Annotated in this window: 21 protein-coding genes and 4 pseudogenes; 22 read left to right on the forward strand and 3 right to left on the reverse strand. The window is 48.3% G+C overall.

Annotation, left to right across the window (positions count from 1 at the left end; all coding sequences use genetic code 11):
* The first annotated feature begins 184 nt into the window (after positions 1-184).
* From ACUVQO_RS14270 to ACUVQO_RS14285, 4 genes and pseudogenes are all read left to right on the forward strand, one after another.
* Complete coding sequence (locus tag ACUVQO_RS14270) at positions 185-382, forward strand: hypothetical protein (RefSeq protein WP_445926520.1); 198 nt, start codon at positions 185-187, stop codon at positions 380-382.
* 40 nt (positions 383-422) lie between these two features.
* A complete protein-coding gene (locus tag ACUVQO_RS14275) occupies positions 423-1,280 on the forward strand; it encodes a DUF6492 family protein (RefSeq protein WP_445926521.1) in 858 nt (285 codons plus the stop codon).
* 43 nt (positions 1,281-1,323) lie between these two features.
* Positions 1,324-2,463: pseudogene (locus tag ACUVQO_RS14280) on the forward strand (ABC transporter ATP-binding protein).
* The gene (locus ACUVQO_RS14285; protein ID WP_445926522.1) at positions 2,460-2,975 is read left to right on the forward strand and encodes an ABC transporter ATP-binding protein; all 516 of its coding nucleotides are present in this window, start codon (positions 2,460-2,462) and stop codon (positions 2,973-2,975) included. The pseudogene ACUVQO_RS14280 and the gene ACUVQO_RS14285 overlap by 4 nt, the downstream one beginning before the upstream one ends.
* A gap of 281 nt (positions 2,976-3,256) precedes the next feature.
* Here ACUVQO_RS14285 and ACUVQO_RS14290 read toward each other — a convergent pair whose 3' ends face one another.
* Positions 3,257-3,961 carry a hypothetical protein gene (locus ACUVQO_RS14290; protein WP_445926523.1) on the reverse strand — a complete coding sequence of 235 codons (705 nt, stop codon included), beginning with the start codon at positions 3,959-3,961 and terminating at the stop codon, positions 3,257-3,259.
* 260 nt (positions 3,962-4,221) lie between these two features.
* Here ACUVQO_RS14290 and ACUVQO_RS14295 point away from each other — a divergent pair, with 260 nt between their 5' ends.
* From ACUVQO_RS14295 to ACUVQO_RS14315, 5 genes and pseudogenes are all read left to right on the forward strand, one after another.
* The gene (locus tag ACUVQO_RS14295; RefSeq protein ID WP_445926524.1) at positions 4,222-4,716 is read left to right on the forward strand and encodes a hypothetical protein; all 495 of its coding nucleotides are present in this window, start codon (positions 4,222-4,224) and stop codon (positions 4,714-4,716) included.
* Between the two features lie 78 nt (positions 4,717-4,794).
* Positions 4,795-5,655, forward strand: a complete 861-nt coding sequence (locus ACUVQO_RS14300) for a cytochrome c biogenesis CcdA family protein (protein WP_445926525.1) — start codon at positions 4,795-4,797, stop codon at positions 5,653-5,655.
* A gap of 340 nt (positions 5,656-5,995) precedes the next feature.
* Positions 5,996-6,730, forward strand: coding sequence for a GDSL-type esterase/lipase family protein (locus ACUVQO_RS14305; RefSeq protein ID WP_445926526.1), 735 nt, complete (start codon positions 5,996-5,998; stop codon positions 6,728-6,730).
* A 9-nt stretch (positions 6,731-6,739) separates the two neighbouring features.
* On the forward strand, positions 6,740-7,312 hold the full coding sequence (gene rdgB, locus ACUVQO_RS14310) for an RdgB/HAM1 family non-canonical purine NTP pyrophosphatase (protein ID WP_445926527.1): 573 nt from the start codon (positions 6,740-6,742) through the stop codon (positions 7,310-7,312).
* 378 nt (positions 7,313-7,690) lie between these two features.
* Positions 7,691-8,422: pseudogene (locus tag ACUVQO_RS14315) on the forward strand (sugar transferase).
* An 8-nt stretch (positions 8,423-8,430) separates the two neighbouring features.
* On the opposite strand, the gene ACUVQO_RS14320 reads toward ACUVQO_RS14315, so the two are convergent.
* Complete coding sequence (locus ACUVQO_RS14320; RefSeq protein ID WP_445926528.1) at positions 8,431-9,648, reverse strand: DUF790 family protein; 1,218 nt, start codon at positions 9,646-9,648, stop codon at positions 8,431-8,433.
* Positions 9,649-10,219: 571 nt separating this feature from the next.
* On the opposite strand from ACUVQO_RS14320, the gene ACUVQO_RS14325 reads away from it, so the two are divergent.
* The 9 genes and pseudogenes from ACUVQO_RS14325 (at position 10,220) to phaC (ending at position 18,644) form a co-directional block, all read left to right on the forward strand.
* The gene (locus ACUVQO_RS14325) at positions 10,220-11,221 is read left to right on the forward strand and encodes a glycosyltransferase (protein ID WP_445926529.1); all 1,002 of its coding nucleotides are present in this window, start codon (positions 10,220-10,222) and stop codon (positions 11,219-11,221) included.
* Between the two features lie 137 nt (positions 11,222-11,358).
* Entirely contained in the window at positions 11,359-11,520 is a 162-nt protein-coding gene (locus ACUVQO_RS14330; RefSeq protein ID WP_445926530.1) for a DUF308 domain-containing protein, read from the forward strand.
* A 222-nt stretch (positions 11,521-11,742) separates the two neighbouring features.
* A complete protein-coding gene (locus ACUVQO_RS14335; RefSeq protein ID WP_445926531.1) occupies positions 11,743-12,042 on the forward strand; it encodes a hypothetical protein in 300 nt (99 codons plus the stop codon).
* A 302-nt stretch (positions 12,043-12,344) separates the two neighbouring features.
* Positions 12,345-12,979: pseudogene (locus tag ACUVQO_RS14340) on the forward strand (CatB-related O-acetyltransferase).
* 8 nt (positions 12,980-12,987) lie between these two features.
* The gene (locus ACUVQO_RS14345; protein WP_445926532.1) at positions 12,988-14,178 is read left to right on the forward strand and encodes an MFS transporter; all 1,191 of its coding nucleotides are present in this window, start codon (positions 12,988-12,990) and stop codon (positions 14,176-14,178) included.
* Between the two features lie 101 nt (positions 14,179-14,279).
* Positions 14,280-15,470, forward strand: a pseudogene (phaA, locus tag ACUVQO_RS14350) (acetyl-CoA acetyltransferase PhaA).
* A gap of 19 nt (positions 15,471-15,489) precedes the next feature.
* On the forward strand, positions 15,490-16,212 hold the full coding sequence (gene phaB / locus ACUVQO_RS14355) for an acetoacetyl-CoA reductase PhaB (protein WP_233745849.1): 723 nt from the start codon (positions 15,490-15,492) through the stop codon (positions 16,210-16,212).
* A 62-nt stretch (positions 16,213-16,274) separates the two neighbouring features.
* Entirely contained in the window at positions 16,275-17,489 is a 1,215-nt protein-coding gene (phaE, locus tag ACUVQO_RS14360) for a class III poly(R)-hydroxyalkanoic acid synthase subunit PhaE (protein ID WP_445926533.1), read from the forward strand.
* Between the two features lie 81 nt (positions 17,490-17,570).
* A complete protein-coding gene (gene phaC / locus ACUVQO_RS14365) occupies positions 17,571-18,644 on the forward strand; it encodes a class III poly(R)-hydroxyalkanoic acid synthase subunit PhaC (protein ID WP_445926534.1) in 1,074 nt (357 codons plus the stop codon).
* A gap of 70 nt (positions 18,645-18,714) precedes the next feature.
* On the opposite strand, the gene ACUVQO_RS14370 is transcribed toward phaC, so the two are convergent.
* A complete protein-coding gene (locus ACUVQO_RS14370; protein WP_445926535.1) occupies positions 18,715-19,356 on the reverse strand; it encodes a hypothetical protein in 642 nt (213 codons plus the stop codon).
* Between the two features lie 544 nt (positions 19,357-19,900).
* Here ACUVQO_RS14370 and ACUVQO_RS14375 point away from each other — a divergent pair.
* The 4 genes from ACUVQO_RS14375 to ACUVQO_RS14390 all read left to right on the forward strand — a co-directional run bounded on the left by ACUVQO_RS14375 (position 19,901) and on the right by ACUVQO_RS14390 (position 21,312).
* Positions 19,901-20,458 carry an N-6 DNA methylase gene (locus ACUVQO_RS14375; protein ID WP_445926536.1) on the forward strand — a complete coding sequence of 186 codons (558 nt, stop codon included), beginning with the start codon at positions 19,901-19,903 and terminating at the stop codon, positions 20,456-20,458.
* A gap of 183 nt (positions 20,459-20,641) precedes the next feature.
* Positions 20,642-20,911: a hypothetical protein gene (locus tag ACUVQO_RS14380; protein ID WP_445926537.1), complete on the forward strand. Its 270-nt coding sequence runs from the start codon at positions 20,642-20,644 to the stop codon at positions 20,909-20,911.
* A complete protein-coding gene (locus ACUVQO_RS14385) occupies positions 20,908-21,033 on the forward strand; it encodes a DUF433 domain-containing protein (protein WP_445926538.1) in 126 nt (41 codons plus the stop codon). The genes ACUVQO_RS14380 and ACUVQO_RS14385 overlap by 4 nt, the downstream gene beginning before the upstream one ends.
* A gap of 18 nt (positions 21,034-21,051) precedes the next feature.
* Complete coding sequence (locus ACUVQO_RS14390) at positions 21,052-21,312, forward strand: hypothetical protein (protein WP_445926539.1); 261 nt, start codon at positions 21,052-21,054, stop codon at positions 21,310-21,312.
* Positions 21,313-21,333: the final 21 nt, after the last annotated feature.

Genomic DNA, 21,333 nt, shown 5'->3' on the forward strand with positions numbered 1-21,333 from the left:
GGCTGATTTTTACATTCGTTTATATCTTCTATCAGCCTGGTTTCAGCCTGCTCTAGTCCATATTCCACTTCCAGAGAGTCGGATTTCAAGACTTTGGATTTCCTGACCACGGATCGGCCCAACCTTAAATTATTTTAGTTTGGGAGATTGATCCTGAAAAGCAGCCAGTTGAGAGGTGAAATGAATGACAAGTAAATTTCACAGCTTTGTGACGCAGTTGCCACATCCAGATCCGGAACCTGACGAGGCTTTTCAGCGATCGCAATTCACATCCAAATTTGCCACCATCCTCAAAGCCCTAATGCTGAATGAATCGCTGATGGTGAGGCTAGATAGCCAGATCTCCCAGTTTTTGAGCTTGACTCAATATTTCTTAACCTAGAATACGGTAGAAACCTACTTCCTACCCTAAATTCTTCTATATGAGACAATTTGAGTTCGCAGTAGTAACTCCCAGTTACACGCCCGATTTCGAGCGGTGCCAGTTGTTAGCCAGAAGCGTGCAGAAATTTGTGCAACCTGCCACTCACTACATCATCGTTACTCAAAACGACCTTCCCCTATTCAAGCAATTACAGGGGCCAAAGACAGAGATCCTGGTGGTGGAATCCTTAATTCCACGCTGGCTATTTAAGCTGCCTTTGTTCAAAAACGGCTGGCTTAGCCTCAAAACCCCACCTGTACGGAACTGGATCCTGCAACAGATTGTCAAGCTATCAGCGGGCTGTCAGATTGAAAAGGATGTTTTAGTCTACGTTGATTTGGATTTATCGTTTATCCGTCCGTTTAATTTGCAAACTCTGGTGCGAGGAGATCAAGTCAGGCTCTTTCATGCTGACGATCGCACTCCTATGGGTGACTGGGACAGGGCCACGGCTAAATTATTGGGATTGCCGCCGCAAAAATTCGCCAATTATTTGCATGGCATTGTGACCTGGAGACATGACAATGTCGTGAAGTTATTTCAGCATTTAGAAGCGGTTTCAGGGCAGGAAGCTATTGAAACCCTCTGTCGCTCCTGGCACCTGTCTGAATATCAACTGTATGGTGCATTTGTCGATCATTTTTTACAGGAACAGTCAGGCCACTTCTGGGACGCGCAAAGTCTATGCAAGGAATACTGGAGTCCTGCCCATCTATCCGATGCAGAGTTAGAAGTATTCTTGTCCGACATTGAGCCGGAAAACGTTGCCGTGATGATTTCAGCCAAGGCTGGCATCTCTCCTCAACGATATCAGGCGTTACTGGAAAAATATGAAACCGTTTTAGAACGGGCTTGACCATTGTTATTTCCTAGAGGTCGTCTTGCATCAAACTGAAACTGTGCATCCCCTGCTGCGATTGATTCGTTACGGACGCAGATACCGAAGACAGACAATTTGGGCGATCGCCTGCTCCATCCTCAACAAAATCTTTGATCTGGCTCCTTCCGCCCTGACTGGGACTGCCGTGGATGTCGTGGTGCAGCAACAAAACTCACTGCTGGCCCAATTCGGCATTCGAGATCCCTTTACTCAACTGGTGATTCTGTCCCTGTTAACATTTCTGATCTGGAGCCTGGAATCCCTCTTTCAATACGCTTACGATCGTCAGTGGCGCAACCTAGCTCAGAACATTCAACACGACTTGCGGTTAGACGCTTATTCCCATCTGCAGGAACTGGAACTGGCTTATTTTGAAAAACGCAGTACGGGCGCTTTACTGTCCATTCTCAACGATGATATCAACCAGTTGGAGCGCTTTTTGGATGGTGGAGCCAATAGTTTGCTGCAAGTGACAACCACTGTACTGGTGATTGGTACCGCCTTCTTCCTGCTGGCTCCCAGCGTAGCGTGGATGGCGATGCTACCCATGCCTTTTATTGTCTGGGGTTCCGTGATCTTTCAGCGCTGACTGGCTCCTCGCTATGCGGATATGCGGGAAAAAGTGGGTTTGTTGAACAGCCGCCTTGCCAATAATCTGAGCGGCATCACAACGATCAAGAGTTTCACGACCGAAGACTACGAGCGGGAACGGGTACAGGTGGACAGTGAAGCCTACCGCCGCAGCAACCGCAAAGCGATCGCCCTCAGTGCCGCCTTCATTCCCTTAATTCGCTTTGTCATCCTGATGGGCTTTCTGGCGACCTTACTGTATGGCGGCCAACTGGCGATCGCAGACCGTCTTTCCGTGGGTAGTTACAGTGTTCTGGTTTATCTGACCCAATCCCTGCTCTGGCCCCTCACCCGTTTGGGCGAAACCTTCGACCTCTACCAGCAAGCCATAGCCTCGACCAATCGGGTCATGAATTTGCTGGAAACACCGATCGAGATTCATTCGGGCAGTTTGTCCTTGGTCATGGATCATGCGTCATTGGCAGCAGACAACGGACAACGGACGAAGGACAACGGACAGGGGCCAATCCAAAATCCAAAATCCAAAATTCCCTTCTCGTCCAGGGCGACATTCAACTCCATGACGTGACCTTTGCCTACCGCGATCGTCCCCCAATCATTAAGCATTTGTCACTACACATACCGGCGGGCAAAACGACGGCAATCGTCGGGTCTACCGGATCGGGAAAAAGTACGCTGGTAAAGCTGTTGTTACGGCTGTACGAAATTCAGTCAGGCCAGATCACGTTAGATGACATCGATATTTGGGACTTGAAACTGCGAGATTTGCGGCAGGCGATCGGCTGGGTCAGTCAAGATGTGTTTCTGTTTCACGGTTCTGTAGCCGAGAATATTGCCTACGGTTACTTTGATGCCTCCCTGGATGAAATTATGGTTGCTGCAAAAATTGCCGAAGCCCATGAGTTTGTCAGACAACTGCCCCAGGGGTGCGACACGATCGTTGGCGAACGGGGCCAAAAGTTATTCGGCGGCCAGCGACAACGATTGGCGATCGTCCGTGCTGTCCTGAAAAATCCGCCCATTCTGATTCTGGATGAAGCGACCCCTGCCGTCGATAACGAAACCGAGGCAGCCATTTAGCGATCGCTGGAGCAGATCACCCTTGGAAGAACGACGATTGCGATTGCGCACCGTCTTTCCACCGTTCGCAATGCCGATTGTATTTACGTCTGGAACACGGTCAACTTGTCGAGCGAGGTTGCCACGAAGACCTCTTAGCCCAATAGGGAATTTACGCCAGTCTCTGGCAGGTGCAAACTGGCCTGAAATATGCAAAGTAGGGAAAAAGGCAGAAGGTAGAAGGTAAACTTTTGGCCCCCCTTCTCCCAGTTGGGAGAAGGGGTCGGGAGATGAGGGCCTGCTTAAGTTCGAACCGACTTCCGCTGCCGGAAGAATACCCGCGCACCCAGAGCTAGCAGACCCATCAGCAGTGGGGGAGCCGGAATGACCTGCGCCGTGAACCGGAAGTCATTGAAATCTCGATCGTTCGGTACTGTCACGTTTAAGCCACCGAGTCCATTGAAAGATGCATCAAACCCACCATCTTCAAAGGAGATCAAGACGGGGCCAGCAAAAGGATTTCCAGAGGTAAAACTGCCAGGATTGGGAAATGGGGTTCCCTCAGTCGTCGATCCAAACGATCCAAACACTGCCCGTTGCAATCCAATATTAGGATTATCACTTCTCCCCAAGTTTGTTGCGTTGTTGGATTGGGTAGTGGAAAAGACAATGGGGGAAAGACCCGCTGTGCCATCGTTGGGGTTGATATTGCTTAACCCTAACGTGTACCGAAACCCTGGCAGGAATGTCACATCCTGAAACGCTCCTGGAGACTCCCCAAACAGGGGAACGCGGCTAGTAGTATCAACAAATCCACTGGTTGGGTTAACGATGTAGACACTCACACTGGATGCATAGAAGTTTGAAGACCCCTGAAAGGTAAACCGGACAGTGGTGGCTTGGTCAAATTCGATCCCACCAGTTCCAAATAAAGTGGCAGCTTGGGCGGAGAGAGGAAGCAAACTCACAGCAGCAGCCGTGGTTGCGAGAAGAAATCGTACCTGCATGAATGTGTGCCTTGAACAACTTCGACAAGTAATTACTCCTTTCTTCTAGGAAAAAATAGGTTTACATTAATTTTTAGTGGGATTTATTAAAACTTTACCTGAATCGGCCTTAAGTTCTCGCGCTTGGGGTAAGTCTAAGTTAGAAAGGATTGAGTAGTTTTCTGTGCTAGGGGTTTGCCTGCCCTCTTCAGAGGAGGTTTTAAAGGTCCTGTTCAACCACCCTCTTAGATGTCCAACCCTTACTGTTTTTTCTATTCATAATGTCGCACTCTCCCACTCCATCATTCCTGCGATCGCCCCGGCTCTACGCAATGCCCCTATTGCTGGGAACAATGGCGATCGCCCTACTCACCCTTTCTGGTTGCTCTGGAGTTCGTAAATCCTTAGCCTCCGTTTTGGGTAGATCCGATGCATCTGCTCCAGAAGCCCTACCTAGTGCTCACCTGCTCAAGTCCACTCCCGCTCAAATTGCGCTGGTTAACCACCTCAACAGTGTGGGAGCAAAGTTCTATGGCACCTACTGGTGTCCCTACTGTACCCGGCAGAAAGAACTGTTTGGGGAAGCGGTAAGTCAACTGCGGATTGTAGAATGTGACCCCAACGGAAAAGATGCTCAACCTGCCGCCTGTGCCAATGCCAATGTCAGCAGTTATCCGACCTGGGAAATTAATGGCCAACAATATCCAGGAATGCACTCCCTGGAAGAACTGGCGGTGTTGTCCGGCTACAAAGGTTCCCTCAATTTCACCCAGTAAACCGCTATGACACGGGTAAAATCACTCCACAAAACTTTGACGGACAGGCATTTGAGGAAGCTTTTATGGCTACCGGCTTTGTTTCTGGGCGGTTGGCTATTTGTTTGGCTGACTGACCGACTGATGCAAAGCCCGTTTTATCGGCAGGTGGAGCAGTTTGCCTTCTGGATCGGAGAAAACTACGATCGCTGGTTGAGTCAGCAAACCGTCAACAATCCTCTTCTATTGATTGGGTTTGCCTTTGTCGGTGGATTGGTGGCCAGCGTTTCCCCCTGCATTCTGTCCTTACTCCCGGTGAATTTGAGTTACATCGGTACCCGAGAGATTACCTCCCGGCGAGATGCCTTCTCCAAAGCAAGCGCCTTTGTGTTGGGCGTGGTCACTGTACTCAGCCTGCTGGGATTATTTTCTTCTCTGGCCAGCTTTGTCTTAGTCCGCTATCGGGGCTACTTCTTCATCCTGGTCGGAACGGTGATTGTCCTCATGGGCTTGCAGATGGCTGGTATTCTCCAGCTTTCCATGCCTCAAATTACCTTGCCGACTACTCAACCTGACCCTGCTGCTGGGCAACCAACCGCGATCGCAACCCGACGATCCATTGGTCAGTCAGTCCATTCTCTCCTAACCGGGCCTTATGGAGTAGGACTGACCTTTGCCCTGGTCAGTTCTCCTTGCAGCAGTCCGATTATGGTTTCCATCTTGGCCGTTGCTGCTGCTACAGGCTCTCAACTGCAAAGCACAGTGACGATGGTGAGTTATGCGCTGGGCTATTCTGCGGTCATCTTCCTGGCCAGCCTATTCGCAGGATTGGCAAAACAAACTCGTAGGCTGTTGGTGCATTCCGATACCATTACTCGCGTCGCAAGTATGTTTTTATTAGTCATTGGCGTAGTTTATCTGATAAACGGAGGGTATTGGGTGCTCTCAACACTCTCTTAAGAATAACCCTCTTAATAAGCATAAATCTATCTAAGGTATGAAACGTTAGCCTCATCCTGACTTTATAGAATGAACCGGATAGAATGAACTGGCAGTCCGGTCTACAACTTTCATAGATTGTTGCATTAAGCTGTCACATGTTTGTCCAGAATGAACGCCAGTAACCTTGTATCAGGTTCTGACTCTCCAGAGCACGATCACCTGCCTCCGCTCTTAACGTTTATTTCTCGAATGTCAAGATTTGCAAAGTTTTGTTCCTGGTGTTACATTGCGATCTAACCCATAATGTTTAGATTGCAGATCTATAAGACGATCTAAATCCATGCAAGCAACTGTATCCATGCAAGTAACTGTTATTTCTCCTCGAAATTTATCCACCCAGCTCACCCCCTCCCTGAAAGTGGTAGCCCTAGGAGACAGCTTGATTTACGGTTTTGGCGATCCCGTGGGTGGTGGCTGGGTAGAGCGGTTGCGGCGAAGCTGGATGGGGGCTGGCAGTTCTAGTCATGCGCTATATAACCTGGGGATCCGGGGAGATGGAGTCAGCCAGGTTTCTAAGCGTCTGGAAAGTGAATTCCGGCATCGGGGGGAATTGAGAAATCGGTTACCAGACTTGATGATCTTGTCCGTTGGGGTGAACGATTCCGCCCGCTTAGGTCGCTTAGATGGTCGCAATTTCACCGAGTTCGCTCGCTTCCAGAGCGAGATGGAGATCCTGCTGGATCGGGCCAGCCAACTTTGCCCAGTGCTGTTTATTGGTATGGTGCCTGTGGATGAGGCAAAAATGCCATTTTTGGATTGCCTCTATTACAATCACGACGATCAGTTCCGCTATAAGGAAGCAACCCGTTTAGCCTGCCAGAAACGCGGCATTCCCTACCTGGATTTGTTCTCTCACTGGCTCGAACGGGGCAGGGATTGGTGCAATTCCCGGCTGACTGAGGATGGCTTACATCCCAATGTGTCGGGCTACGAGACGATGTTTACCCAAGTCACTACTTGGCAACCGTTTATCGAGCGGGTGTCTGCTCATAAAGCTGGCCGCATAGAAAAAACACTACTGGCTACCTATTGAGATGAGAAGATGGCAATTCTGGTTGTAGCGACTGGCAATCCAGGTAAGCTCAAGGAAATGCAGGCTTACCTGGCTGACCTGGACTACGAACTGCGTCTTAAACCTGAAACGCTGGATATTGAGGAAACTGGCCAAACGTTTTTGGAAAATGCCTGCCTGAAAGCATCCCAGGTGGCCTTGGCGACTGGCGAATGGGCGATCGCCGACGATTCAGGATTACAGGTCAATGCTCTGGCTGGAGCACCGGGCGTTTACTCGGCGCGTTACGGCACAACGGATGCAGACCGCGTTCAACGGCTCTTGCAGGAACTAGATGGCGAAACCAATCGGCAGGCTCAGTTTGTCTGTGTGATCGCTGTTGCTCGACCGGATGGCACGATCGCGCTGCATACAGAAGGCATTTGTGCTGGCGAGATTCTCCATACTCCTAGAGGGCAGGGTGGCTTTGGTTATGACCCTGTTTTTTACGTTCCAGCCTATCAACAAACCTATGCTGAAATGCCTGCTTCGTTAAAGCATGAAATCAGCCATCGAGGGAGGGCATTTCAAACATTAATCCCACGGCTGATCGCTATTCGGTAAATCCATTAGTAGCTGTTTTTATAAAGCCCTGAACAGCCTGGAAGTGTAAATCTATACCAATCATTTTCGCGACTGATTTTTTCAATCCAGCGCTTTAATAACATAAAGGCAATCTTTGAATTTTTTCTGTATCTCTGGGCGGATTCTACAGAAATTAAGTGAATTGAGTATAAATCCCTGAAAACCCCAGTTCCAGGGATTTAGTCTTAGTTATCATTGCTCTTCTGTACTGAAACTTTATAAAAAAACCTCTTTATAAAGTTGTGATAAAGATTGCCTCAGTGTTTCAACGGATACTAGCACTACGATGGAGATCATTTTATATTGTTTCCAGGGATTTTACGTATTTCTACTGTAATAAATTATTTTCAGGGAATCATGCAATTAGCATCACCAGATCTGGTATCACCAAATTTAAGATCGCCAGACTTATCATCCTCCAACTTAGATATTCCCTCTCAGGCTCCGGCTTTATTAGTTTCTTCTATCCCCCTGGAAGCACCTCACCCATCAGCCTCTTCTATCTTCAAGCGCCTAATTGATATTGTTGGGAGCCTGATCGGTCTAGTAATCCTGGCAATTCTACTGGTGCCGATCGCGATTGCAATCAAACTCGATAGTCCTGGTCCTATCCTGTATTCTCAAGAGCGATATGGATTGTTAGGAAAACCATTCCAGGTCTACAAATTTCGCTCAATGGTGCAAAATGCAGATGAATTGAAGGCTCAAATTAAAAATGAAGCGAAGGGGTTGATCTTTAAGAATCAAAACGATCCTCGTGTCACCCGTGTGGGACGTTTTTTACGGAAGACCAGCTTAGATGAGTTTCCTCAGTTCTAGAATGTTTTAAAGGGCGAAATGAGTCTGGTAGGAACTCGACCTCCGACTACTGATGAAGTTAAGCAGTATCAGGCACATCACTGGCAACGGTTGAGTGTGAAGCCAGGAGTCACCGGAGAATGGCAGGTGAATGGGCGATCGCTGATTAAGGACTTTGAGGACGTCGTGCATCTAGACCTGCGCTACCAGGCGCAATGGCATCCCCTTTATGATCTGGTTCTCATCCTTAAAACCATTCGGATACTCATCACCAAAACTGGAGCTTATTAGGCATTGGGTTAATCTAAGACCTTCAAGACAGCTTTAGGAGAAAGTTGATCTTTGAACCAGACTAACCGGGCAGGGGTATCGTTGAAGTTAACCCCTGCTTTCTCCAAATTCAACCGCTCTGAGATCGCCAGAATCAAATCATCCCGTCCTGCTTGCCGAACCTGAGCAAATTTTTTCTTCAGGTACTCCGGTCGCCAGTAGCCAACGATTTCCAGTAAAAAGGTACGGCCATCGGGATGCACCAGCCGAAAGTCGGGGATCATGACGCTACCGGGAATTGGAATTAAATCTACCTCTCGTTCCAGTTTCCACTCAGTTTTCGTTTTTGCCCAGCGATCGACAAACCCAGCCTCCAGCATACTGTCGTAGGTTTTGCCGGGTGGGTAGTGGGTTACTAAGCCACAATCTGAGTTGAGGGTGAAACGACCGGATTGTACCCTGCCAGAGTAGGCATCTTTGCGTTGCAAGGTGGCCGTTAAGTCCCAGCGAGTAACATGCAACAGGGCCGGCAGCAACATTGCCAGTTTGAGTCCGTAATGGGTATTGGGCTTGAAGAGGCTGGTGGGACCATCTATTGTGAGCGTAAACCCATGATCCGCATCGCCCTCAATATAGGTCATCAGCCCAAACAGCTTGACGTAGCGGAACAGCAGCTTATATTCTCCCGGATCGTTGCGGTGAGCGGTGAGTGTGACATGACTGGCTCGGTAAAAAACGCCTTGCACCTGCGACAGGTTATACCGATGCAAGAGAGCTTCTGGGCTAGGCGCTTCAAAGCTGGTCAGGATCTGGTTTTCTGCTAAATCAGCATACAATCCCTGGCAAACTTGCTCCGGTAAAATCTCTCGCCCCAGTTCCTGAGTCAGGATATCGGCTAGTTTCTGCAAAGTGGCTTGAGTGGACTGGGAACTGGGAGAAACCTGAGCCGAGAGTGCAAAGACTCGTTGCCTTAAATCTCCTGGATCCAGGGGGCTAATCGTTTCAAAAGTACTGAAGGCATCTCCGTTGAGTAAGTGAGCTAGCCCCCGTTTAATCCGATAGTCTGTGTCTTCACCTTCTAACTCCTGCAATTGCCGATTTAATTCTCCTCGCGTGCCACCTTTCGCCGCCTGAAAAAGTTGAATCAGGTCAGTCGCGATCGCGATATTCCCTGCATTAATCGGCAATCGCTTGGGGACAATTTCTTCGCCGTTATAGCGATGGAGTAACAGATCACTCGGCAGCATACAGTTACTAACTCTGTATTCTTCTCTTATACTTTATTTATAAAGATTGACAAAAGCAGGAGAACACTGCCAACCCACGGTTCCGGACTTTGATAAGGTTTAATTAATTTATAAAGATCGACAAAAGCAGGAGAACACTGCCAACCCACGGTTCCGGACTTTGACAAGGTTTAATTAATGGTTTTCGGTTCTTTCCCAAACAGCAGGAAAATGAGATGAGTAACTTGAAGCTGCAGAAACCCCAAAATTCCACAGACTCCTGAGATCACAGGATCTAGTTGGGGATGAAGATGTTTACTTTCACTCCACCTACGTCAGCCAAGTCACAGATATTTTTGTTGGCCGCAGTCTATCTAATCCTTATCCAATCACCTTGGCGACTGAAGTCGCGACTATACCGAGAAAATCTGCCGACACAGACTCAATATAATCAAGGTTTTCAGTAACCTGCATCGCCAGATTGGGTGAGTGTAGTCGCAATTTTAACCGCCGGATACTTTTCAAACTTAATTACAAACCACCAGGGCTTTAACTAAAGCTCCTGATTCATTCACCTGTCACGGAGATAATCATGCGTTTTGTATTCTTGATTCCCGATCTGGATACCAGTCGATCCTGGCGAATTTTTCACAGTGTAGTAAGCAAACTTTCTCGCTTTGAAATGGTTGATCAATTTTTTCGCTACCGATATTTACGGGTGTGGGAGGTATTTGGCGGAACTCTCAATATTATGCGGCATTGCCAGGTCGCCTGTAGTCAAGGGGCTGAGGCTGTAGTCGCAACGATTAGTGGACGGGATACTTATGGAGAATGGGGACTGCCCGGTTTACCATACATCCGCTGGACAGACCGCAGCCCTGATGATATCTGCATTGTTCCTGATTTTGTGAGCAATTTGGCAGACGAGGTAACAGGCAAAGCAATTGTTTACCTGCAAGTGCCGATTCACACCCGTGCTAATTTTCATTATCAAGATGACCGGTTTGCTCTGTGGACAGATTCCCCTTATATGCAGGAGATTTGTCATGCAACTTACCCTGGCAAAGAGGTTGAAATTGCTCCCAACATTATCGATCGCGATGAGTTTCCTTTCATCCCTCAATCAAAACGAGAACCTGGCTTAGTTTTTGCCTTTCCCAGAAAAGGCCCTGAATTTATTGCTGCAACCCAGGAATGGTATCGGCAGTTGGGAGGAACCTACTGGCGATTTGAATTAATTGACGGATTGTCTATTCATGAATTGGCCAAGCAATTTCGCCGTCCCCAGGTCTTCCTGGCTTCTGCGGAGGTGGAAGGCTGTGCTTTACCGCCTCAAGAGTCGATGGCATCAGGCATTGTTGTAGTTGGCAAGACGGCCCGTGGTGCTAACTTCAGCATGCAACATGGCAAAACTGCAATGGTTGCAGAATCACCTGAAGAGGCCGCAAGATGCTTGCTGGAGTTAGAAAATAGGGAACTGCGAGATAACATTGCCCAGAATGCCTACCATTACATCAGTCGTTACTTCTGGGATGGAGAACCAGCCCGATTCTGGCAGAAAACGATCGCTCATTATTTCACCCAAAAAAGTTGAGTCGGTGAGTGAATAGGTGAATGGTAGAGCCATTTCACCGAAACATCTACACCAGAGGGTAAGAGGATGGGAATCGGTTGAGAATTCTGCCATACTATCTACTTGGAAAAATAATTTCAGGCAATAGGGAAGGAATCATGGTTGCGGTGAATACAGCACGGCGAAATCGTTGGTGGCTGATTATTCTAGGAATTTTGCTAATCATCCTGGGAATTAAGGCGATCGTGCTACCTCTGGTCTTTGCGATCGCGCTGACCTTATTACTGGAGATCATCTTTTTCATCAGCGGGATTGTGTAACTGATTCATGCCCTCCGCTTTCGGCGATCGCGCCGTTTCTGGCTAAAACTCGCTACTAGCGCGTTTTACGTTCTGGGAGGAGTATTCTTATTGTTCAACATCTTTCGCTGCACTCACATTATTGGTTCTCCGACTCAACCAGGTCCAACGGCTGCAAGTTTGTTAAGCAAAAACGGTAAATCAGTTACAATCTTGGAGTTGGGTAATCAGAACGTTTCCCCTGTGTATTTAGATGATGTTGTCTCGGCGATCGTGGCTGCGCTGGGGCAAAGACAGGATGGCATCTTTGATCTGACTAGCCCAGAATGTTTATCCATGGATGACTTGGTTAAGCTGCTCAATCGTAGTCAAGCAATTAAACTGAACCGTATTCCACCTTTTATTGCAAAGCTGCTGCCCTGGGTTGTTCCAGATCTTCCTGCAGCATTGGTTGACGTGATGCTGGCAGACAGCATAGGTAATCCGCAACGGGCGATTGAAGCATTCAATCTCGGATTAACCTCCCTAAAGCAGGTGTGGTGAAATGCCTGAGATTGTTGACCACGATTGCGATCGGAAAAAATCCTCAGTCAGTCCCTGAGGGTAATTGGGAAAGGGATACGCGATAATTACAATATTGAAGTCCCCACGATAATTTTGATGATGATTAATTGGTTTGATGGTTTGATTGTCAGACTACTGCAAAGAGCTTACAAAGAGCTGATGAGATAGTCACGGTTGTGGATTTACTGTAATAAAGCGAGAATCGAGTAGGGGCGGCTTGAAAACTTCGAGTTTTAGGTCAAGAGATAATGAAGCGAGAACCACAAACCAAAGGTTAAGGCATGACAGAACAATTCGGGCCTGATCCCAATTGCCCTTATCCCATACTGGATCAACGACGAGTGTGTTTTATTAAGCCGTTCATCAAGTCACCAAACATTATTGTGGGCGACTTTCTTATTACGACGATCCTGTTGATCCCGAGGGCTTTGAGCGAAATGTGCTGTACAACTATGGGGACGATCGCTTGATCATCGGTAAATTCTGCGCGATCGCAACCCAGGTGAAATTCATTATGAATGGAGCCAACCACAAGCTGGATGGTATCTCTACTTATCCTTTCCCGATCTTCGGTCACGGTTGGGAAGGGGCAATAGATAAAGTGATGAATCTGCCCAGTCGGGGGGATACGGTGGTAGGCAATGATGTCTGGATTGGCTATGATTGTTTGATCATGCCGGGAGTGAGAATTGGAGATGGGGCCGTGATTGCGGCCCGATCGGTGGTAGTAAAAGATATTCCAGCCTATACGATCGCGGGTGGTAATCCGGCCCAACCGATTAAACAGTGGTTTAGTAATGCCGAGATTGCGGAACTGCTAAAAATTCAATGGTGGAACTGGGATATTGAAAAAATCACTCGCAATATTCATTACATTATGGAGGATGATATTAATGCGCTGAAGCATTGCAAGTGAGGATGGAAATGGGTCGGACATTTTGGATTACTGCACTAATTGCCCTTGCCAATGCCTTAAGTTTTACTATTTTAATTCCCATTCTGTATCTTTATGGTAAACAGTTTGGGCTAACAGATTTTCAAACGAGTCTCCTGTTTTCCATTTATGCGGTTTCCCAATTTGTCTCAACTCCGGTGATTGGAAAAATCTCCGATCGTGTCGGACGTAAGCCACTCTTATTGATCAGTTTGGCAGGAACGGTAATTGCCAATTTTCTGGCAGGCACCACCAGTACAGCCGCCGTGCTATTTTTTGCTCGCTTCCTGGATGGAATTACCGGCGGTAATGTCTCAGTCACGCAAGCCGTGGTGTCTGACATTGTAGAACCACAGAACCGGGCCAAAGCATTTGGCATTTATAGCGCGATTACTTTTGGTCTGGGATTTATTTTAGGGCCAGCCCTGAGTTTTCTGGCTCAGAAAGTTTCTTTAGGAGCGGGATTTTTGACATCCAGTGGCTTTGCGCTGGTAGCGTTAATCATCGCCACCCTCTTCTTACCTGAAACCTTGAAGACCAAAGCAAAAGCTCCTGAAAATATTTTTGATCTGGGATTAGGCAATTTAGTCCGAGGCTTAACGCTGCCTAAAATCGGCATTTTGCTAATCATTAATTTTCTGATTGGCACGACGTTTACGATCTTTACCTTTGCCTTTCAACCCTACTTTATTCATATCCTGGGACAAAATAGTCAATCGTTAACCCTGATGTTCGTTATGTTTGGCATTCTGGCAGTTACGATGCAGACGAAAGGAATTCCATTTTTGACAGCTCGTTTTGGTCTGGTAAAAATCTTTTTGGCTGCCATTTTAGTTCGCAGTCTATCATTTATGATGATGCCGGTCGTGCCATCCTTTTATTATTTTATTGCTGTCAGCGTTGTTTTCTCTCTATTTAATTCTCTGGTGCAGCCAATGGTGATTACATTAATTTCACTCAACGCTAAGCCGGAGAATCAGGGGACGGCTTTGGGTTTGAATGCTTCCTATTTAAATGTATCGAATGCTTTTGGGCCAATCATTGCAGGCTTGATCATTGATCAATCTGATCCCCATACTTATGTTTACCCGCTTTACCTCGCAGGGGTATTGACATTTGCAGTATTTTTATTTGCGATCGTAAAACGCGATAAATACACTCCCAGCCCCTTTCTGGTATAGAAAATCACATTTTTTAACATAGATCATGAAGATAAAAGTAAAGTTTCCCCATCCCAAAGATTGAGCGCGACAATGGATATGTGAATTTAAGGTGAGTATTTATGCGGGATGTTTACATTGTCGCCGCGGCAAGAACTCCTTTGGGACGATTTGGAGGAGTGCTGGTAGATTTCTCCCCAGTAGATCTGGGTGCCCACGCAATACGAGCGGCCTTAGAGCGGGCTGGTGTTCCTGGGTCGGCTCTAGATCTTTATATCATGGGAAATATACTGTGAGCCGGACATGGGCAACTGCTTCCCCGACAGGCAGCTTTCAAGGCAGGAATTCCTGCCTCCGTTGATGGCTATGCCACGGATATGGTGTGTTCCTCCGGGATGATTGCGCTGATTAATGGAACGCTGGCAATTCGGGCTGGGGAAGCTGATCTGGTGCTGGTTGGCGGGATGGAATCCATGTCTCAAACGGGGTTTTCCCTTTCCCATCGGGCACGCTGGGGCTACAAATTTTTGCTGGGCAATCCAGAGCAACTCACGGATCTGTTGCTGCATGACGGATTGACAGATCCCACAACCGGGGAAGCGATGGGCAGTCAGACCGAGCGGTTGGCCGAAAGTTACGGATTTAGTCGCAAGGATCTGGATGAAGTCGCTTACCAGTCCCATAAACGGGCTGCGGAAGCCACCGATCGCGGTAGTTTCAAGGCTGAAATTGCCCCCATTGAAATTACCACCAAAAAGGGCACGCAGGTGGTCGATCGCGATGAGGGCATTCGTCCCGATACCACGCTGGAAGGTCTGGGCAAACTGCGACCGGCCTTCACGAAAGATGGGGTGCTGACCGCAGGCAACAGTAGCCAGATTACCGATGGAGCAGCCGCGCTGGTTCTGGCCAGTCAGGATGCCGTAGATCGGCATGACCTGAAACCTCTGGCGAAAGTGCTGGGGGGTGCCTGGGCCGGAGGCGAAACCTGGCGGTTCACGGAAATGCCGGTTTATGCAGTGCAAAAGTTGCTGGCGAAACTGAATAAACAGATCCCCGATTTTGATCTGGTGGAAAATAACGAAGCGTTTGCCGTCAACAGTCTGCTGTTCCACCACATGCTGGGAGTCGATCCCGATAAGCTGAATGTCAATGGGGGAGCGATCGCCCTGGGCCATCCGATCGGCGCTTCTGGTGCTCGGATTATCGTCACCCTGATTAATGCCCTGAAGGAACGGGATAAAACCCTGGGATTGGCTGCCCTGTGTCATGGTACGGGAGGCGGAACTGCCGTGGCGATCGAACGAGTGTAATTGAAGGAGTGTATAAATCATGGTGTCCCTGGGATTAGAAGATAAGGTGATTGTGGTGACAGGTGGTAATCAGGGAATCGGTGCAGCGATCGTCTCTCTGCTTTCTGACCTGGGTGCAAAGGTCGCTTATACCGATATCAAAGTCACCGAGGGGAAATCGGGAGCCTTGGCATTGCAGGCAGATGTCACCAAGCTGGAAGAAATGCAGGCGGCGGCAACTGAAATTCAGGAAAAGCTGGGGCCAGTCTATGGCATTGTGGCAAATGCAGGAATCACCCGCGATAACTTCTACAACAAGCTGACTCCCCAGGACTGGGATTTGGTGATTAATGTCAACTTGAAAGGAGTCGATCACACCATCCGACCATTTATTGACGGCATGTATGAGCGGGGATCGGGATCGATCGTCTGCATTAGCTCAATTTCCGGAGATCGGGGGAATGCCGGACAGGTCAACTATGCCGCTACCAAGGCTGCCGTGATTGGGATAGTCAAATCCTTAGCTAGAGAAGCTGCCCGCTATGGTGTACGAGCGAATGCGATCGCACCTGGATTCATCGATACAGAAATGACCAAAGTGATCCCCGATAAAGTGAAGGAGAAAATCATTGCAGAAATTCCCTTCCGTCGCTTTGGTAAACCGGAAGACATCGCCTGGGCCGTTGCCTATCTGCTCTCCCCCGTCGCCAGTGCTTTTGTCTCTGGGGAAGTGTTGCGGGTGAATGGAGCGCATCATACATAAAGAGCGCTTGCGCGAGAAAATCCAAAATCGCAAATCCAAAATCCAAAATGGGTATAGGTTCTATGGACAACACAACAACATCCTGGAATGGTATGGCCGATCAATGGGTCAATACATGGACTGAGGCGGGGACTCAGATGTGGAGGAGTTGGTTTGACCTGATGGGACGCACGGTACAAAGTCCCGTCAGCGATACCAAGCCAAGCTGGGATGACATTACTCGCCGCTTTGTTGATAATCAACAATTGTTCCTGCGCCTGCTCAAATTATCGTTCAATTCCTGGCAAGAACTCTTTCCCAAAATTGAGGCGGGAGGAGATTGGCAGCAATTTCTGAAGAACTATACGGAGCAGGTGCGGAGTCAGTTGGATGAGTTCTCTTCTGGAGTCACAAAGGTCAGCCAGGATTCAACGGAACTCTGGAAACTGTATGTAGATCAAACTCGCAAGGTCAGCCAGCTTTGGGCAGATTCTCTGGGATCAGCGATCGCACCTTTTGGTCGAGCCAGTCTGTCCGGTGCCACCGAACCCTGGATTGAACTGAATAACCTCTACTGGAATTTACTGTATGAGGAAACCTTCGGCAGCCTCATGCAAAGCCCCTTGCTGGGGCCAACCCGCGAAGTCAACGGTAAGCTGCTGCGTGCCTTTGATGCCTGGGCCAAGCTGTACCGGACCAGTGCGGATTACCAGGTGGTACTGGCAAATGTGCAGGTGCAATCCTTTGAAGAGTTGATGCGGGAACTGATTAGCCGTGCAGAAAAAGGTGAGACGGTGAAAGACTGGCGACAGTTCCAGCAACTCTGGGGCCAGGTAGCCGACTCCGTGTTTGAAAAAGCCTTCTGTAATGAAGAGAATCTGAGAATTCGGGGTCGCTTTTTGAACAGCCTGAATACCTACCGCATCCAGCAACAGGCTTTGATGGATGTATGGATGAAGGCGTTGAATATGCCCCTCCGGAGTGAAATCGACGAAGTCCACAAAACAATTTACGAACTGCGGAAGGAAGTCAAAAGTCTGAAGAAAACGATCGCCCAGTACGAAACTCAGGCTCAACTCACTCCTGCCACTCCTGCGGTGGCTACTATAGGCACCGGTACGCCAGAATCATCTTCTGTCAGTGTCTCTACCTCTACTACTCCTGTTACCCCCATTGCTCCAGCCGATAACAGGTCAGCAGAACCACCAGCCGATGCCTCCATTGCTCCAGCCGATGCTGCTGCACCTGCCAAAACCAACCGTCGCAATGGCAAAGCGTCAGGAAAGTCTGGGAGTTAGGAGTGATAATCCCAAATCCCAAATCCCAAATTCTTACTGTTTAGGAGACGATCGCTGCTTATGTTGCCCTTTTTAATGCAAATGCGTCTTGAAGATGCAACTCATGAATATACAGAATTGACGAAAAAGTTAGTCAAAGGGATTGATAATCTCAGTCAACTGCGGGAAGAAGACATTGAAATTGGAGCCACTCCCAGAGAAGTCGTATATCAGGATGGCAAAGTCCTTCTCTACCACTTCAAATCCTCCGTAGAGAAGACCTTGAAGACTCCTGTATTGATCGTTTATGCACTGGTCAACCGTCCTTTTATGGTAGATCTGCAGGAAGATCGATCGCTGGTTGCCAATCTGCTCAAACTCGGTTTGGACATTTACCTGATTGATTGGGGCTATCCCAGTCGCAGCGATCGCTGGCTTACACTGGATGATTACCTGAATGGCTATATCGATGATTGTGTAGACTTCATTCGGAAAACCCATCAAATCGACAAAATCAATCTGCTGGGAATTTGTCAGGGAGGTACGTTTAGCCTCTGCTATAGCTCGCTGCACCCCGATAAAGTGAAGAATCTGGTGGTCATGGTGGCTCCCATTGACTTCCGTCAAACTGAAACTCTGCTGAATATGCGCGGCGGTTGCACTTTGGGGCCAGAGGCGATCGACGTGGATTTAATGGTTGAAGCGTTGGGCAACATTCCTGGTGATTTTCTCAACCTGGAATTCTTGATGCTGAAACCGCAGCAACTGGGTATCCAGAAATACATGGACTTCCCTGACATTGTGGACAGCGAGGACAAACTGCTCAACTTCTTGCGCATGGAAAAATGGATTTTCGATAGCCCCGATCAGGCGGGAGAAGCCTATCGTCAATTCATGAAAGATTTCTATCAAGGCAACAAGTTGATTAAGGGAGAAGTGGTGATTGGCGATCGCACCGTTAATTTAGCCAACGTTACCATGCCTGTCTTAAACCTCTATGCCGATAAAGATCATCTGGTTCCTCCGTCTTCATCCCTGGCCTTGGGCAAGTACGTGGGTTCCAAAGATTACACTGTGCAATCCTTCCCTGTGGGCCATATTGGTATGTACGTAAGCGGCAAGGTACAGCGAGACTTACCTCCAGTGATCGCCAATTGGCTGAAGGAAAGGGCCTGAGATCAGTAGACCAGGCTTGTCATTTGTCCTTTGTGAGCAGCAGTAATCAATGACCACTGATAAGCCTCATCTAATAGTTCGCTATGCTGTTGATTGCCAGCAGCCTTGCTGTTGGCCAATCGGCTGCTTTTGAATGAGTTGTTTCACGCAATCGCGAATTCCTGCATCCAAAATCTCCATTGGCCAATTTTGGCGTGGGCGAAGATTGACTACCTGGCAGTCGATTTAAGACATTCATCGGCGTTAAGCATCCTTCTGGCTTAAACCCAGCCCGCACTGCATACTGGTAGCCCAGTTTGTCCGCTTCAAACTCCTGACGATGACTCAGTTCTGACCACTCTTTGCGAATTTTCGCTTCCTTTTCTGCCGCAATTTGTTCAATCCGCTTAGCCGCATTCTGCAGGCGTTGCTGGCGTTGGTTTTGCAGCACTGACCCGACGATCGCCCCAACCAGCCCAGGAATACCACGAGAGCCTTGAATTAAGTTTCCCAGGGAACCTACCTGCCCTGTCACCCAACTCCCAGCATTGATACGGAGAAGATCATCACGCAAGTCTTGCTCCTTTGCAGCAACTTGTTGGATTGCTTCGGCTCGTTTTTGTTGCAGGATCTTTTGCCGCTCGCCCTCACCCAGAGCAATATGATTCTGAACATGGTGAGCCATCTCGTGCCCCGCCACACAAGCGATCGCATCAGTATCGCCATGAACCATATCCAGTAGGCCGCGTAGAAGGCCAATAAATTCACCTGAGTGGCAAAGGCATTGATGTCATATTTGGGAGAAATGTAGACTCGCCAGGGCGTGGAATCCAATCCATTCGCACGAGCCAGTCGCTCAATTACCCGATACAGCACATAGTAATCTTGCGGGAGTTGCTTCTCGGCTTGCTTATAGAAATCATTGGCTTTCGTAGTTTTGGCCTGGGCAACTTTCAAATCTACAGGTTCAGTGATAGATCGAGTAGGTTTAGCCTGAGCAGGCAATCCGTCCTGGAAAAGAACTAAAGCAAGACTGCCGATCGCGGTAAACAGGATCTTCTTCACGTTGGTCATGCTCACTAACCCATTATTTGGTGCTGTTTATACTTTTTGTCGAAAACCTTTCAGGCTCTTGCACAGCAAGCTATGCCACGTACATGGACAAGGCTGCCGTGCCATTTATTTGAGACCTAACTGATTATTATTCTTTTTATTCTTTAAAGTGTAGGTTTTTTTCCAGCCTGGCTCCAGAACTTCACAAGAAGACGAATCCGTTTTTGCGGCGGTTGTTTCGGGATGTGTCGCAGGCGGTGGGTGAGTATGATCGGGGGGCGGCTTTAGACGCATCCCTGGTGATTGCGGATGAATTGATGGATGCCATTGCAGAGGTGGTGAGTATTCTGCGGGCGGCTAAGATGGATGCGATTTTGGAAGATTTCCGCGCCAAGATGAACCGGGAAGACATTGTGATTCGGTTCTATGAGGACTTTTTGGCGGCCTATAAGCCCCAGATACGGGAGCGACGCGGGGTTTACTATACGCCGGAGCCAGTGGTGTCTTACCTGGTGCGATCGGTTGATTGTTTGCTCAAGGAGAGGTTCAATAAGCCGTTGGGGTTGGCCGATCCGGAGGTGATGATTCTTGACTCAGCCTGCGGGACGGGTACGTTTTTGCTGTGGATTTTTCAACTGATTTACCAACGGTTTCAAGCAAATTCTGATGCTTTGACGGAAGGGTTAGCGGATCGATCGTGGTCGGGGTATGTGAAGGAGCGGTTATTACCCCGGATTTTTGGGTTTGAGTTGCTGATACTTGGTGGTGCAGAAAACTCCTGAAACCCCTATAAATCAAGGATTCTCACCGAGACAGCGATCTTGAGTTTTATCGGGCGAACGAACGAGGGCAAGGGGTTTCAGGCGCTGTTTTGGTCGTTCAGGTTATCCATCATGAGACTCAAAAAAGTTTTCTGCACCACTCAGGGTTCCCTAGATTACTTGCCGCAAAACGGTTAAACATTTTTGGTCATCGAGGCTAAAAACGAAGACCTAGAACGAGGCTTTGTGCAACTGGCGATCGAACTGATCGCGCTTGATCAATGGATTGAGTCCGATCAGACTATCTTGCAAGGAGCCATTTCAACCGGAAATATCTGGCAGTTTGGACAATTCGATCGCGCCTCTCGTGCAGTAACCCAAGATCTGAATCTCTACCGGGTTCCTGCTGACTTAGAAGACCTGTTGCGAATTCTCGTCAAAATTCTTGAACCCTTCAGAGAGGATAAACCATGACCTACCGCGAAAGAATCACGATTGAACCCGGCAAGCGCAGCGGCAAACCCTGTATTCGCGGCATGCAGATCACGGTTTATGATGGCCTGTCTTACCTGGCATCTGGCATGACCTTTCAATAAAATCTAGGAAGACTCACAATGGATACAGCAGAAATCAAACAAAAAATCACCCAAAAACTGAACGACCTAGATATTGACCAACTGACCCTAAATCTCCTAAATCAACTTACCGCCTATCTCAACAAAGCCAACAGAAAAGAGGAAAAACAACCTGACCCTCTAGCCAGCCTGCGTAATAGCGATTTCATTGGTTGCTTCTCTGGTGATCCTAACCTTGCCACGAACTCAGAAGAAATTGCCCGCCAGATTCTCTCGCAAACTGAAGATCGTCAACCATGATTCTGGTTGATACGGGATTCT

The organism is Leptodesmis sp. (assembly GCF_052746595.1).